The sequence below is a fragment of the Mucilaginibacter sp. 3215 genome (assembly GCF_050433785.1).
GTDB lineage: Bacteria > Bacteroidota > Bacteroidia > Sphingobacteriales > Sphingobacteriaceae > Mucilaginibacter.
On the sequence record NZ_JBNPWO010000034.1, the window covers coordinates 1 to 14,554 of the forward strand.

The window sequence follows — 14,554 nt, forward strand, 5'->3', positions numbered from 1 at the left end:
AGCCTTTTTGGTTACTTTTGTGGCGACAAAAGTAACTGGCCCCGCGCGGCCAAGAGCGCGACGATGTAAGTCAAATACTAATGAAGCCCGTTACCTTTTTAAGTTGTCATGGGTAACTTACCGTATTTTAAGTCATGGTAAGGACGAAACCGTCCTATGGTAAAAATAAAGCTTGCTACTTCCTGAATACCCCTTCAAAAAACAGCGCCATAACATAAAATGCCATGGCGCTGAAAAAATATCTAAACAATTAAATCTTATTGCAGCACAATCTTACGGATACGGTTGTTATAATAGTCGGCTACGTAAACATTGTTGCCGGCATCAACTGCAATACCCTGCGGCGAGTTAAAGATCCCTGCAGTGCCAACACCTTCCGCAAAACTGCTTGTTCCGTTACCGGCAATTACTTTTAATACTTTATCCTTGGTAATCTCCAGGATCCTGCCATTCTGATCGGCTATGAAGAGATTCCAGCTTTTATCAAACGCAATGGCCGACGGGTTGCCAACAACTCCGGTCCGTTTATTACCGCCAACAAAAGTAGTAACAACACCCGCCGGGGTTATTTTACGAATGGCATGATTAAGCGTTTCGGCTACATATATATTATTATTGGCATCAATAGCTATGCCGTTGGGCTTATTGAAAGTAGCGCTGGTTGCGGTTGCATTATCCAGGTAACTTGCCCCCCTGCTGCCTGCAAATGTGGTAACAACACCAGCCGGGGTTATTTTGCGGATCAGGTTATTGCCCAGATCGGCCACAAAAATATTTCCGGAGCCATCAATTGCTAACCCGCGCGGACTGTTAAACGTTGCTTTGGTACCTGTTCCATCGGCATATCCGGCATCGCCGCTGCCTGCAAAAGTGCTTACCACACCGGCCGGGGTAATTTTGCGGATATTATTATTGCCGTAATCGGCTACATAAATATTGCCCGTTGCATCAGTAACCAAACTTTGCGGAGCATAAAACTGCGCGGCGGCTATGGGGCCGTCAACATAGCCAATGCTACCATTGCCCGAAAGTGTAGTAACATCTCCTGCCGTTGTAACCTTGCGTATAGCACTGTTAAATGAATCGGCTACATAAATATTGCCGTCGGTACCTACAGCTATCCCCTGCGGGCTGTTAAAAAGAGCGGCGCCGCCCAAACCGTCAACAAAGTCGGCCGCGGTATTACCCGCCAATGTGCTAACTGTGCCACCAGTGGATGTTGTACCATCGCCGGTGGTAAACTGTACCACTTTACCGTAGCCAGTACCCGCGCTGTTTACAGCATATGCGCGTGCATAATAAGTTGTTTTAGGGCTTAAACCGGTAAGTTTTGTAGTATAAGCGTACAGAATTACCGTATCGGTGGTTTTCTTATCGGCAGTAGTAGGAGTTTGATTGGTGGCGCTGTAACAAATACCGTAGCTGCTCAGGCTTACGTCAGTCGATCCATTAAATAAACCGCCTGTATAGGCTATGGTTCCACTTTCGGTAGTAACCACATCCATTGTGGTTAAATCAGGCACGGTTACAGGCGTAACGTTTCCTTTTTTACCACAGCTTGTGCCGGCCAAAGCAACGGCAAATAAAAACGCGGCAAATAAAATTGTTTTGGTAAAGCTTTTTTTCACGAGTTAGTTTAAAAGTTATATGTAGTAAGTAAGCAAAATTAACTTATCAATACGTAGCAAATTACTTTAAAGTAACATTTTAACAAATATTAACATACTTATTACTTACCAAAAGGCTCCGCCGCCCTGCAAACGCAAATAAAAACGATTAACTGTTTTTATACGGGGGCAAAACCATCAAATCCCGGCAACATTTTTGGTGTATGCCTGTTATTAATTTACTATGAAACTCATAACGCTGTTCATATCCATTTTGATAGCCAATACAGTTATTGCACAAAAACACGTGCCGCTGCCCCACGGAATGATATTTGGCGAAAAGCCCGACACAATAGCCTTAATGCCCGCCTCTAAACTGGAAGCTTTTATGGAAAAAAAAACGCGGATCACTACGGCCGTTAGCGGCAGGGTTATTAAAGTAACCAAAGAAAAAGGTGGCTGGTTTGAAATGGATGCGGGTAACAACCGGGTTATAACAGCCCATTTTACCAATGCAGGGATAAACCTCCCCAGGCAATTGGCGGGCCGTACGGTAATCATTTCGGGAATAGCAGCTAAACAATTTATTGCCGATGACCTGCAGCATATGGCCGGCGATACGGTTAGCGGCAAAAAACAGCATAAGGTAAATGCCAACCCCGGCCGAAAGGTCAGCTTTGAAGTAAAAGGATTAATGGTAGATAAATAAAGCTATTCAAGCGGGATAAATACCTACCCGTTTGTTACAATGAGCCGCCTTAACTTTTCAGAAACCTCGTTTTTGTTTACTGCAGATGCTTCGCGTTTGCATTTCATATAATGTTCACGGGCAATTTTTTCGGCCAGGTCGCCGATAGTTTTCACATGCATCTCTTTGCCAAAACGTCCGGCCAGCCTTAAACCTATCCCGGCTATTACCATACCGGCAATACCTATGGCCAGGTAATAAAAGGCCAAAACAAAGCTAACCACCAATACCATGGAAAACAGGTTAATTATCCACTGCTTCGGCTGAAGCAAACGGATCTGGAAACCCATTTCTTCTTCAATGGCGGCCACAGCCTCAATACGGCTATCGCGCGGAAAAAGATCAGCGAGTTTGGTTTGGGGCTTTATGATATCCTTATCATACCCCGACGATGCATTGATGGCATTACGGAGTTTGTAAAACGCCTGCTGTGTAGTACAGCCATCATTTGTTTTTTTTACTTTTTCAACAACAACGTCGCAAAGTTTACCAAAGTTTTGCACATCGTTTACCGATGTATCGTTTAAACTGATGTTAAATGATTTTTCAATTTTCATTAAAACACCATCCATATCTTCAGGATCAACACTCTTCAGGTTGATTTCCTGACCATTAGCCGTATTAACTTTCAATCTATAGCAACTAAATACAACAATAGTGAACCTGCAATTAGGGTTGCAGGTTCACGTTATTAGCAATTAAACTACAAAGGCTGCAATTTAATGTTTTAATTATTTACTCAAATACATCGATTTCTCTTTGTACAGGTGTCTGAAGTATGGGTCCTGCAGGTTAGGGATAAAGCGGATAGCCTCACCTGTTGATTTCATTTCAGGTCCAAGCTCCTTGGTAACTTCAGGGAACTTATCAAACGAGAACACCGGTTCTTTGATGGCATAACCCCAAAGCTTGCGTTCGATGGTAAAGTCGCTCAGCTTATTGGCCTCAAGCATAACTTTTGTGGCTATGTTGATGTATGGCACATCATAAGCTTTGGCGATGAAAGGCACGGTACGTGAAGCACGCGGGTTGGCCTCAATCACATACACCTTATCATCCTTAACCGCGAATTGTATGTTAAGCAAACCGCGTACGTTAAGCGCTTTAGCTATCTTTTTGGTATATTCTTCTATCTGGTGGATTACATTGTCCGACAGATCAAACGGAGGCAATACAGCGAATGAATCGCCCGAATGGATCCCCGCAGGCTCAATGTGTTCCATGATCCCAACAATGTGTACATCCTCACCATCGCTGATCGAGTCAGATTCGGCCTCGGCGGCACGGTCAAGGAAGTGGTCGATCAGCACGCGGTTGCCCGGCAGGTTGCGCAGCAGGCTTACCACAGCTTTCTCCAGGTCTTCGTCATTGATCACAATGCTCATACCCTGGCCGCCTAATACGTAGCTTGGGCGTACAAGTACCGGGTAACCAACCTTGTGGGCAACTTCAAGCGCTTCTTCCGCACTTTCGGCTACACCGTATTTAGGGTATGGGATGTCAAGATCTTTCAGCAGGTCGGAGAAACGGCCGCGGTCTTCGGCAATATCCATATCATTGAATGATGTACCAATGATCCGGATGCCGTGCTCGTGCATTTTCTCGGCCATTTTAAGCGCAGTTTGGCCACCCAGCTGAACAATTACCCCATAAGGTTTTTCAAGCTCGATGATCTCGCGTACATGCTCCCAGTAAACCGGCTCAAAGTACAGCTTATCGGCCATGTTAAAGTCGGTTGATACTGTTTCAGGGTTACAGTTAACCATGATGGCTTCAAAGCCTGCTTCTTTAGCAGCAAGTAAACCGTGAACACAACTGTAGTCGAACTCGATACCCTGGCCTATACGGTTAGGGCCTGAGCCTAATACAATGATCTTTTTCCTGTCAGATGCTACCGACTCATTTTCGCCTTCGTAGCTCGAATAGTAGTATGGAGTTTTAGCAGGGAACTCGGCAGCGCAGGTATCAACCATTTTGTAAACGCGGTGCATGCCCAGGGCTTTGCGGCGCTGGTAAACATCTTCCTCGGTTACGTTACCTAAAATGTGTGCTATCTGCACATCAGAGAAACCTTTTTGTTTTAGCGTATACAGAAACTCCTCAGGAACGTTGTTCAATGAATAACGGCGAAGCTCTGTTTCCAGGTTAACCAGCTCCTGGATCTGGTTCAGGAACCAGCGGTCGATCTTGGTTACTTTACGTACCGATTCGATTGGCACACCAAGGCTCAGGGCATCATAGATGTGGAACAACCTGTCCCAGCTCGGGTGCTCAAGGCTGGCCATGATCTCTTCGAGGTTACGGCTCTGGCGGCCATCGGCACCTAAACCGGCACGACCGATCTCGAGGCTTTGGCAGGCTTTCTGCAAGGCTTCTGTAAAGCTGCGGCCAATGCCCATCACCTCACCTACCGATTTCATCTGCAGGCCAAGTTCTTTATTAGCGCCTTTGAATTTATCAAAGTTCCAGCGAGGTATTTTAACGATCACATAATCCAAAGTAGGCTCAAAATAAGCCGAGGTTGTTTTGGTGATCTGGTTTTCAATTTCATCAAGATTATAACCTATGGCCAGCTTGGCAGCAATTTTAGCAATTGGATAACCGGTAGCTTTTGATGCAAGGGCTGAAGAGCGTGACACACGTGGGTTGATCTCGATAGCGATGATCGCTTCATCTGCAGGGTTTACCGAAAACTGCACGTTACAACCGCCGGCAAAGTTACCGATGGCGCGCATCATTTTGATAGCCTGGTTACGCATTTCCTGGTAGCAGCGGTCGCTCAGGGTCATGGCCGGGGCTACAGTGATCGAGTCGCCGGTGTGGATACCCATCGGATCAAAGTTCTCGATAGAGCAGATAATGATTACGTTATCGTTGCTATCGCGCAGCAACTCCAATTCGTATTCTTTCCAGCCTAACACAGCCTGCTCAACCAATACCTCGTGGGTTGGTGAAGCCTGTAAGCCACGGTTAAGGGCGGCATCAAAATCTTCCTTTCTGTGAACAAAACCTGCACCTTTACCACCCAGTGTGTAGCTTGGGCGAATAACCAGCGGGAAGCCAATTTCCTGCGCGCCTTCTTTACCTTCAAGGAAAGAGTTGGCGATTTTTGATTTGGCAACCCCTACGCCGATGTCAACCATCAGCTGGCGGAAAGCCTCACGGTTTTCGGTTTTTTCAATGGCGGCAATATCTACACCGATAACTTTAACGCCATATTTTTCCCAAATGCCGCGTTCAGACGCTTCGATACAAAGGTTCAACGCGGTTTGACCGCCCATGGTAGGCAGCACAGCGTCTATCTGCTGTTCGGTTAAAATTTTCTCAATGCTTTCGCAGGTGAGCGGCAGAAGGTAAACATGATCGCTGATAACTTTATCCGTCATGATAGTTGCCGGATTGCTGTTAATAATAGAAACGGAGATGCCTTCTTCTTTTAACGAGAGAGCGGCTTGTGAGCCGGAATAATCAAATTCGCAAGCCTGGCCGATAATGATTGGGCCGGAGCCAATGATCAGAACGGATTTGATGGAGGTGTCTTTGGGCATAGGGCTTTTTTTAAGTCAAAAGTTCTAAGTCAAAAGTCAAAGGCTGTTAAGCCTTTAAACGGTTTTTCCTATGCGCTGAAAGCCAAGAAATCCCGACTTCAGCGTCGGGGTGCAAAGATAGAGTTTTAACAAACACCATTCATGTTTTTTTTCAGATTTAATATTGTCGCCATAACACCGGGCCTTTTTTAAGTTTCGGAGCACATTTTCTTAAAACAATAGGCTTACTATTTCCGTAAAATCTCACTATATTTACTTACAGCCCGGCCTGTAATTTCCAATTGAACCTGTAATTGCGCCAGGGCGCAAATACGTTATATTTAAGGACTATGATAAAGAAGTCTGTTTTTCCGTTGCTTGCGGCTATTTTATTTTGGGGCAGCTGTGCTATGCTGCAATCAGTTGTTAAATCAACATTCCCGTATACCGCTACTATGGTTATCCCGGCGTCGGCCAAAGTTGATGAACCTCAAACCGCAGTAAGCACGGGCAATAGCTTTGACCAGGATTTTACTAAAGATGGCAACAATGCCAGCAGGATAAGCGAGGTGCGCATCATATCAGCCAAACTGCAGTCGAGCGATCCGTCAGATTATAACATTGGCAATATAGCGTCATTAAGGGTTTACATGGCCAAAAACGATGGCAGTGAAGAGGTAATGGTGGCCATACGTAAAGATATCCAACCCAACGCCGGCAACAGCATAGTACTTGACATTGACAACTCACACTTTTTAGACGAACTGGTGCGCCAGCCAAGCGTGCGCATCCGGATGGTTTACCGCCTGCGTAAAGCTACGGCAACTGATGCCAGCCTGAAAGTATCATTAGGAATTGGATCGTACCCGGCTAATTAAGCTTACCTGCCTATCGCAAAAGAAACCGGAACGCTGTATCTAACTTTAACCGGAACGCCAAATTGTGTTCCCGGAACCCATTTTGGCGAGTTATTGAGCACCCGCACAGCTTCATCATCAATAATGGGAGCAACAGATTTACTCACTTTAATATCTGTTAATGTTCCATCCTTTTCCACAACGAAAGAAAGTACCACAGTACCTTCAATACCCTTACGCAGGGCATCATCGGGATATTTGATATTATTTGATAAAAACCTGCCGAACCGCTCAAGTCCGCCTTTAAATTGCGGAGGTACCCCACGAGATTTCAGGTAAGTATTAACTTTTCCCTCTTTAGTTGTAGCTATGCCTGATATCAACACCCCGTTATCATAAATTTCGGTAAAAGTAGTTTTGAAGTCTTGAAAATCACCTTTCCACTGTCCATCGCGTTTACCGCCTTTTACAGGGCCTTCTTCTTCAACATAACCAAATTTGTTATCGTAACCTTTAAAGTAGCCATTACCTTCAGAAACCTGGTCGTTTCCCAATGAATCTTTATTGGCTATAATGAGGTAATTGCCAGACCTATCGGCTGTACGGTCTTTATTATCTTCGGGATACGACAACTGCGCGTATAACCTGCCATTAGGATAAAATTCCATATCCTCACCTGCCTTTACTCCGTTTTTATAACTGATAATGGATTGCCTTTTGCCATTAGCATAGTAAGTAACACATTGCCCTTCAAATTGCGGCGGATCGATCTTTACAGATTTTCCGATGAGTTTTTGAGAACCGCTGGGATAAAATTCAAAAACATTATATAGCGTTGAAGCCGAGTCTGGCTCACGCACCACACGGATATAGTCGGCACTATCACGTATACCAACATACTTACCGTTATTTTTTATAAAGTAAACGTTTTGGCGCTGGGCATAGGCCCCGGTTGCAATAAGAAGAAAAAGGGTGATTGTAAAAAGCGGTTTCATAAATTGCGGCTTAGGCGCCGCTAATTTACTTAATCAATTTATTATCTGAATCGGGAAATATCAAAATTGGCTCATAATTGCGGGCTTCTTCAACCTCCATGTAGGCGTATGACATAATGATCACGATATCGCCAACCTGTGCCAGGCGGGCGGTAGCGCCGTTAAGGCATACAGTGCCTGTTCCGCGTTCGCCTTTGATAACATAGGTTTCAAAGCGGGCGCCGTTATTATTGTTCACTATCTGAACCTTTTCGTTGGGGATGATATTTGCAGCCTCAATCAGGTCTTCATCAATAGTGATACTGCCCACATAGTTCAACTCGGCCTGCGTTACCTTAACCCGGTGAATTTTGGACTTTAATATTTCAATTATCATGGCGCAAAGTTAGGAATATTTAGTTCATGGTTCATAGTTGATAGTTCATAGTAATTGTTAGCTGATTGTAAATAGTTTATGGTTATTCTAAACCAACCCACTACCAGCAATTTTGCTAAAAACCATGAACCATGATCTATGAACCACACGCTACCCAATCAACACATTATCAATCAATCTTGTTTTACCTACGCGTGCTGCAACAAGGGCAACAATAGTTTCGGATGCTGGGGTGGCATGATGCAGTGTTTTGCCATCGGCTATTTCAAAATACTCCAGCTCAACGCCGGGTTCGTTGCTGATCATTTGGGCTGCCTGCTGCTGCAGGGTGTCAATTTTGTTGATATCGAAGTTTTCCTTAACCCAGTTAAGTGCTTTGGAGAGAATGAGCGAGTGTTCCCTGTCATACGGGGTCAGGTGGATATTCCTTGAGCTCATGGCCAGGCCATCGGGCTCACGCTCAATCGGGCACATCACCAGCTTAACGGGCATCTCCAGCACCTCAACCATTTTACTAATCACCATAAACTGCTGATAATCCTTCTGCCCAAAAAAAGCGATATCGGGCTTCACAATATTGAACAGCTTATTTACTACCTGAGTAACTCCCTGATAATGCCCGGGCCTGAATTTTCCTTCCAGCAGGTATTCCAAATCGCCCATGTCAAAATGCCATTTTTCATTATCAGCATACATCTCGGTAACCTGCGGATTAAACAAAATATCGCAGTTAACTTCCTCAAGGCGGCGGATATCGTCAGTAATAGGGCGGGGGTATTTTTCAAGGTCCTTAGGGTCGTTAAACTGGGTGGGGTTTACAAAAATGCTGCAAACAACCTGCGTGCTTTGCTGCTTTGCCAGTTCAATTAAACCCAGGTGCCCTTTATGCAATGCGCCCATGGTTGGTACAAAGCCAATTACTTTTACCGGCTTACGGTTAAAATAATCGGTTATCTCATTTTTAGTGCTGAATATTTTCAACGTAATAGGTGTTACAAAATTTGGCAAAGGTGTACAATTGATTAAAAATAACCAAAAGTTACTTGCATAATTCGTTGGCAGTTTATATAATAATAGTTATATTTGCAAACTCAAATTTTTTGACTTCTTTACATTTTAAATACTGATTTAGTGATGGGTAAATCTAAGCTTTTGTTTATAACTCATGAAATGTCCCCTTTCCTTGAACTCACAAAAATTGCTGAAATAACACGCCAACTTCCGCAGGCCATGCAGGAGAAAGGTTACGAGATCCGTATCCTTATGCCGCGTTTCGGCAATATCAATGAGCGCAGGAACAGGCTTCATGAAGTGATCAGGTTGTCGGGTATGAATATTATTATCGACGATAATGATAACCCGCTGATCATCAAAGTAGCATCTATCCCGGCGGCGCGTATGCAGGTGTATTTTTTGGATAATGAAGAATATTTTCAGCGCAAGCATGTATTTGCAGACAAAGATGGTAAGTTTTATGCCGACAATGACGAGCGTATGATTTTCTTTTGCAAAGGTGCATTGGAAACTGTTAAGAAATTAGGCTGGGCACCGGATGTGATCCATTGCCACGGTTGGATGAGCGCGCTTGTGCCTGCTTATCTGAAAACAACCTACAAAGACGATCCTACATTTAAGCACTCAAAAATCATTTACTCTATTTATGAAAATGATTTTAAAGAGCAATTGCACAATGATTTTGCTACAAAAGCCATCATGAGCAATATGAACGAGCAGCATGTGGAGCCGTACAAAGGCGGCACCAATTCGGCCTTGTATGCCGGTGCAATCCACTACTCAGACGGTATCGTTTTGGGCAGCCCTGATATTGATGCAGATGTGTTAAATAATGTTAAAAACAGCAATAAATCGGTTTTAGAATTTGATTCTACCGCAGATTTCGAAAATTATTACAATTTTTACGACGAAATTACCAACGACGAATTGGTGGATGTTGCATAAGACTTAATATTATATATGAAATTTTTCCGATTAGACTTATTGACCCTGTTAATAAGTCTTTTTATTTTGAACAGTTGTAAACGCCAGGATGGTATTGGTTTGGGCGTCAATGATCAAAACGAGATCAATGGCAACCTGATAGTTGATACTAACATCGTTATTAACACTGTTGTTGATGATACTGTGGCTACCTCGGGTCAAACCCGGACACCACTTGCCAACTTTACCGATCCTGTATTCGGCACAACAAAAAGTATTGTTGCTTTAGGTGTTAACCTGCCTAATGGCGCCGCTTACACTGTTCCTGCAGGCACTCTGACAATTGACTCGGCTGTACTTGTGCTTAGATATTCTGACGGTTTTTATGGCGATTCGCTGGCTTCACGCTATAAAATAAACGTGTATCAGCTTCAACAAAAGGTAGAAAGCAAAACCTACTACAGTAATAACCACTGGGATGCCGATCTGGGCACTTTGCTTGGCTCTAAGACCTTCACAGCCCGTACGCACGATAGTATCACCATAGCCCGCATCCGTACCGACACATTAGATACCGTTCAGCGCGTAGCACCTCAGTTACGTGTGCCGCTTAGTAAAGCCTTTATCTATAACAACCTGTTTAATGCAAGCGGTGCTGTACTTGCATCACCAACAACTTTTCAAAGTACCATAAAAGGCCTTTACCTTTCATTAGACAAGACACAGGCCAGCGATGCGGGCGGTATTATCCAGCTTAATCTGGCCTCATCGCAAATTGATGTATTTTATAAAGTTGTTACTGCTGCTACCAGTACTACAAGCAGTACTATTGATACTGCATCGGTAACCCTGCCGTTCTTTAACCGTGCTGCCGAAATTACGCATACCTACAGTACTACTATCCAGGCAGCACTGAATAATACAACAACATCGCAAAATACGGTTTACCTCCAGGGGCTTGCAGGCTTAAGGGCTAAGCTTAGTTTCCCGGGCCTTGACAAGCTTGTTGACTCATCGATAGTATTAAACCGTGCCGAAATTGTAATAACACCACGTGCCGGTTCAGGTGTACCTTATGCGCCTTTACCTAAGCTTACCATGTACAAGCTGGATATAGCCAAACAACGGGCACTGATACAGGATGCCTCGGCAAGTGACCCGCGTTCGCAAACAAGTTTATTTGGCGGCAGGTATGACCGTACCAAAAAAGAATACCACTTCCTGGTTACGGCTTTTGTTCAAGACCTGATCCGTAAAAAAACAGTTGATTACGGTACCTACATTGCCCCGGTTGATACTACACTTATTAACACCACAACAGGTATTGACGTGGCACCGTCAACACAAACGGCAGCCCGTACGGTGATAGTAGGGAGTGATAAGTCAACCCCGGGTTACAGCATCCGCATGAACATCATTTATACCAAGGTTCGCAAGTAAGATATCTCTCAATAAACAAAAGAATCCCCGCTTAGGGGATTTTTTTGTTTAAGACAAATACACTTCTTAAAATACTTTTTTAAGTATTTTAAAACTTCCTCATTTTCGAAAAAAATCAAAATAATTATTGCAGATATGTGTTATATAGCTGTTTATTTTGCGGCGTTTAACATTTATACTTGATTATTTTATGTGCGGAATTGTTGGTTATATAGGATTCAGGGATGCTTATCCCATCGTTATAAAAGGGCTTCACAGGCTCGAATACCGGGGCTATGACAGTGCCGGTGTCGCCCTGCTTGATCATGACCTTAAAGTTTATAAAAAGGCCGGCAAGGTTGAGGACCTTGAAAATTTTGTGAAGGGGGTTGACATGAAGGGGACAATTGGAATGGGCCATACCCGCTGGGCCACCCACGGCGAACCGAGCGACCGTAATTCGCACCCTCATTCATCGGGCGACAGGAGGCTTACCATTATCCACAACGGTATTATTGAAAACTATGGCGTGATCAAGGAAACCCTTGCTGCAAAAGGCCATGTTTTTAAAAGCGATACGGATACCGAGGTTTTAATACACTTGATTGAGGATATCCAAAAAGCAACCGGTCTTGATTTGAAAGACGCCGTGCGCGTGGCATTAAACAAAGTAATAGGCGCATATGCCATCGTTATCATGAGTGCCGATGAGCCTGATCTGCTTATTGCAGCCCGTAAAGGCAGCCCAATGGTAATTGGCGTAGGCAAAGGCGAATACTTCATAGCTTCAGACGCTACACCAATTGTGGAGTACACTAAAAATGTGATCTATCTGAATGATAACGAAATTGCCTATGTACACCGTGAAAACCTGCTGGTAAAAAACATAGACAATTCGGTACAAACTCCCTATATCCAGGAACTGGACTTAAAGCTGGAAATGCTGGAGAAAGGCGGCTACGATCATTTCATGATGAAGGAGATCTATGAGCAGCCCCGTTCCATCCGCGATTGCCTGAGAGGCCGTATTTACCCTCAGCAGGGCAAAGTTCAGTTGGGTGGTATAAAAGAATACACCGAGAAGCTCAAAAACGTCGACAGGATCATTATCGTAGCCTGCGGCACCTCATGGCACGCAGGTTTGGTAGGCGAATATTTGATTGAAGAATACGCGCGCGTGCCGGTAGAAGTTGAATATGCCTCCGAGTTCAGGTACCGCAACCCAATCATTACCGAAAAAGACCTGGTGATAGCCATTTCCCAATCTGGCGAAACAGCAGATACCATGGCCGCCATTGAACTGGCTAAGGAAAAAGGCGCTACCATTTTCGGCATTTGTAATGTGGTCGGCGCATCTATCCCGCGTTTAACGCATGCGGGCGTTTATACTCATGCCGGGCCCGAAATTGGCGTAGCATCCACCAAAGCGTTCACCGCCCAGGTAAGCGTGTTAACGCTGATAGCTTTTTACATAGCCCAGCAGCGGGGTAAAATTACCCAAAGCAAAATGGTTGAATATTTAACCGGCTTAAACGAGATCCCTAACCTGGTACAGGAGGCCCTCAAATCAAACGAACATATCCGGCAAATTGCAGCCCGGTTTAAAGATTCGACCAATTGCCTGTTCCTGGGCAGGGGCAGTTCATTCCCTGTAGCCCTGGAAGGCGCTTTAAAGCTCAAGGAGATCTCCTACATCCATGCCGAAGGTTATCCCGCCGCCGAGATGAAACATGGCCCTATCGCTTTAATTGACGACGAAATGCCTGTAGTGTTCATCGCCACTAAACATTCATCGTACGAAAAGGTGATCAGTAATATACAGGAAGTAAAAGCCCGCAAAGGCCACGTCATTGCCATTGTATCCGAAGGCGATACCGAAGTAAAAGGCATGGCCGATTATGTGATAGAGATCCCGCAAACCAATGAGGCGTTTGTACCATTAGTTGCAACCATCCCGCTGCAGTTACTGGCTTATCACATAGCTGTAATGCGCGGCTGTAACGTTGATCAGCCCCGTAACCTGGCCAAGTCGGTTACTGTTGAATAAGGAATAAAATCAGATTTTTACCAACCCCTGCCAGTAACGGCAGGGGTTTTGTTATTTTTGGGAAGAAACAAATACCTGCTACCTATGAGTTTTGAAATGTTTACCCAGGCCGAGTCCTGGATTTCCCTGATCACACTTACGCTTTTGGAGATCGTTTTAGGGATCGATAACGTGATATTTATTTCCATCCTGTCTGATAAATTGCCTGCCGCCCAGCAAAGCAAGGGCAGGCGGATTGGTTTGGGCATGGCCATGATCACCCGTATCCTGCTGCTATTATCCATTAGCTGGGTAATGACGCTTACCGCCTCCTTGTTTAACCTAAGTTCGGTTTTGAGTATTACCAGCCCGGAATGGGTTGAAAAATTGGCTATCTCCGGCCGCGACCTGATCCTGATCATCGGCGGCCTGTTCCTGATCTATAAAAGTACTGCCGAGATCCACCATAAAATTGAAGGTGAAGAAGAAAACGAAGGCGCAGTAAAAAAGCATTCGTTCTGGGGCACAATCATCCAGATCATGCTGCTGGACATCGTCTTCTCGCTCGATTCGGTGATCACCGCGGTAGGGATGGCCAGCCATGTAGAAATCATGATCCTGGCCGTTGTTATAGCCGTAGGTATTATGATGTGGGCATCAAACGGGGTAGCATCATTTGTAAACAAGCACCCTACTGTAAAAATGCTGGCCCTGTCATTCCTGCTGCTGATTGGCGTTTCGCTTTTGGCCGAAGCTTTTGAACAGCATATCCCTAAAGGCTACATCTATTTCGCCATGGCGTTCTCTGTTTTGGTAGAGATGCTGAATTTAAAAATGAAAGCGAATAAGGGAAAGAAGGTGGTGAAGAAAGGATAATAAAAAACATCTCAATGTGAGTATTTAAATCCGGTTACCTCTGAAGGAGAAATGACAAAAGGGGCCTGTCAGTCTGAGCCCGTCGAAGACTCGCGCGCAGAGGCCTGCCCACCATGCTTCGAGAACCTACCCATGACATAATAATTTAAGCAGGTACAAGTTCCCTATTTAATTCAAAGGCGAGT

12 protein-coding genes are annotated in these 14,554 nt (G+C 44.6%); 6 read left to right on the forward strand and 6 right to left on the reverse strand.

All coding sequences use genetic code 11. The features are described 5' to 3' along the window. Positions 1 to 257 precede the first annotated feature (257 nt). Positions 258 to 1,628: an NHL repeat-containing protein gene (locus ABIC84_RS27365; protein ID WP_426582549.1), complete on the reverse strand. Its 1,371-nt coding sequence runs from the start codon at positions 1,626 to 1,628 to the stop codon at positions 258 to 260. Positions 1,629 to 1,851: 223 nt separating this feature from the next. Between ABIC84_RS27365 and ABIC84_RS27370 the strand changes: the two genes are divergently transcribed. After that, positions 1,852 to 2,316, forward strand: a complete 465-nt coding sequence (locus tag ABIC84_RS27370) for a DUF4920 domain-containing protein (RefSeq protein ID WP_426582551.1) — start codon at positions 1,852 to 1,854, stop codon at positions 2,314 to 2,316. A gap of 23 nt (positions 2,317 to 2,339) precedes the next feature. Here the strand turns inward: ABIC84_RS27370 and ABIC84_RS27375 are convergent, their stop codons facing one another. Together ABIC84_RS27375 and carB are read right to left on the reverse strand one after the other, a co-directional pair. After that, the gene (locus ABIC84_RS27375; protein ID WP_426582553.1) at positions 2,340 to 2,987 is read right to left on the reverse strand and encodes a hypothetical protein; all 648 of its coding nucleotides are present in this window, start codon (positions 2,985 to 2,987) and stop codon (positions 2,340 to 2,342) included. 99 nt (positions 2,988 to 3,086) lie between these two features. Then, positions 3,087 to 5,903: a carbamoyl-phosphate synthase large subunit gene (carB, locus tag ABIC84_RS27380; RefSeq protein ID WP_354486949.1), complete on the reverse strand. Its 2,817-nt coding sequence runs from the start codon at positions 5,901 to 5,903 to the stop codon at positions 3,087 to 3,089. 329 nt (positions 5,904 to 6,232) lie between these two features. Here carB and ABIC84_RS27385 point away from each other — a divergent pair, with 329 nt between their 5' ends. Further along, a complete protein-coding gene (locus tag ABIC84_RS27385) occupies positions 6,233 to 6,760 on the forward strand; it encodes a hypothetical protein (protein WP_426582557.1) in 528 nt (175 codons plus the stop codon). A 2-nt stretch (positions 6,761 to 6,762) separates the two neighbouring features. Here the strand turns inward: ABIC84_RS27385 and ABIC84_RS27390 are convergent, their stop codons facing one another. The 3 genes from ABIC84_RS27390 to panC form a co-directional block, all read right to left on the reverse strand. Further along, the gene (locus ABIC84_RS27390; protein ID WP_429265626.1) at positions 6,763 to 7,734 is read right to left on the reverse strand and encodes a TonB family protein; all 972 of its coding nucleotides are present in this window, start codon (positions 7,732 to 7,734) and stop codon (positions 6,763 to 6,765) included. A gap of 25 nt (positions 7,735 to 7,759) precedes the next feature. Then, the gene (gene panD, locus ABIC84_RS27395) at positions 7,760 to 8,110 is read right to left on the reverse strand and encodes an aspartate 1-decarboxylase (RefSeq protein WP_090534618.1); all 351 of its coding nucleotides are present in this window, start codon (positions 8,108 to 8,110) and stop codon (positions 7,760 to 7,762) included. Between the two features lie 150 nt (positions 8,111 to 8,260). Beyond that, the gene (panC, locus tag ABIC84_RS27400; protein WP_255485466.1) at positions 8,261 to 9,118 is read right to left on the reverse strand and encodes a pantoate--beta-alanine ligase; all 858 of its coding nucleotides are present in this window, start codon (positions 9,116 to 9,118) and stop codon (positions 8,261 to 8,263) included. 126 nt (positions 9,119 to 9,244) lie between these two features. Between panC and ABIC84_RS27405 the strand changes: the two genes are divergently transcribed. From ABIC84_RS27405 to ABIC84_RS27420, 4 genes are all read left to right on the forward strand, one after another. Beyond that, positions 9,245 to 10,069: a glycogen/starch synthase gene (locus tag ABIC84_RS27405; RefSeq protein ID WP_176628769.1), complete on the forward strand. Its 825-nt coding sequence runs from the start codon at positions 9,245 to 9,247 to the stop codon at positions 10,067 to 10,069. 66 nt (positions 10,070 to 10,135) lie between these two features. Then, positions 10,136 to 11,488, forward strand: coding sequence for a DUF4270 domain-containing protein (locus tag ABIC84_RS27410; protein ID WP_429265627.1), 1,353 nt, complete (start codon positions 10,136 to 10,138; stop codon positions 11,486 to 11,488). 190 nt (positions 11,489 to 11,678) lie between these two features. Continuing rightward, positions 11,679 to 13,514, forward strand: a complete 1,836-nt coding sequence (glmS, locus tag ABIC84_RS27415; protein WP_429265628.1) for a glutamine--fructose-6-phosphate transaminase (isomerizing) — start codon at positions 11,679 to 11,681, stop codon at positions 13,512 to 13,514. Between the two features lie 84 nt (positions 13,515 to 13,598). Then, on the forward strand, positions 13,599 to 14,369 hold the full coding sequence (locus ABIC84_RS27420; RefSeq protein ID WP_429265629.1) for a TerC family protein: 771 nt from the start codon (positions 13,599 to 13,601) through the stop codon (positions 14,367 to 14,369). The last annotated feature ends 185 nt before the right edge of the window (positions 14,370 to 14,554 follow it).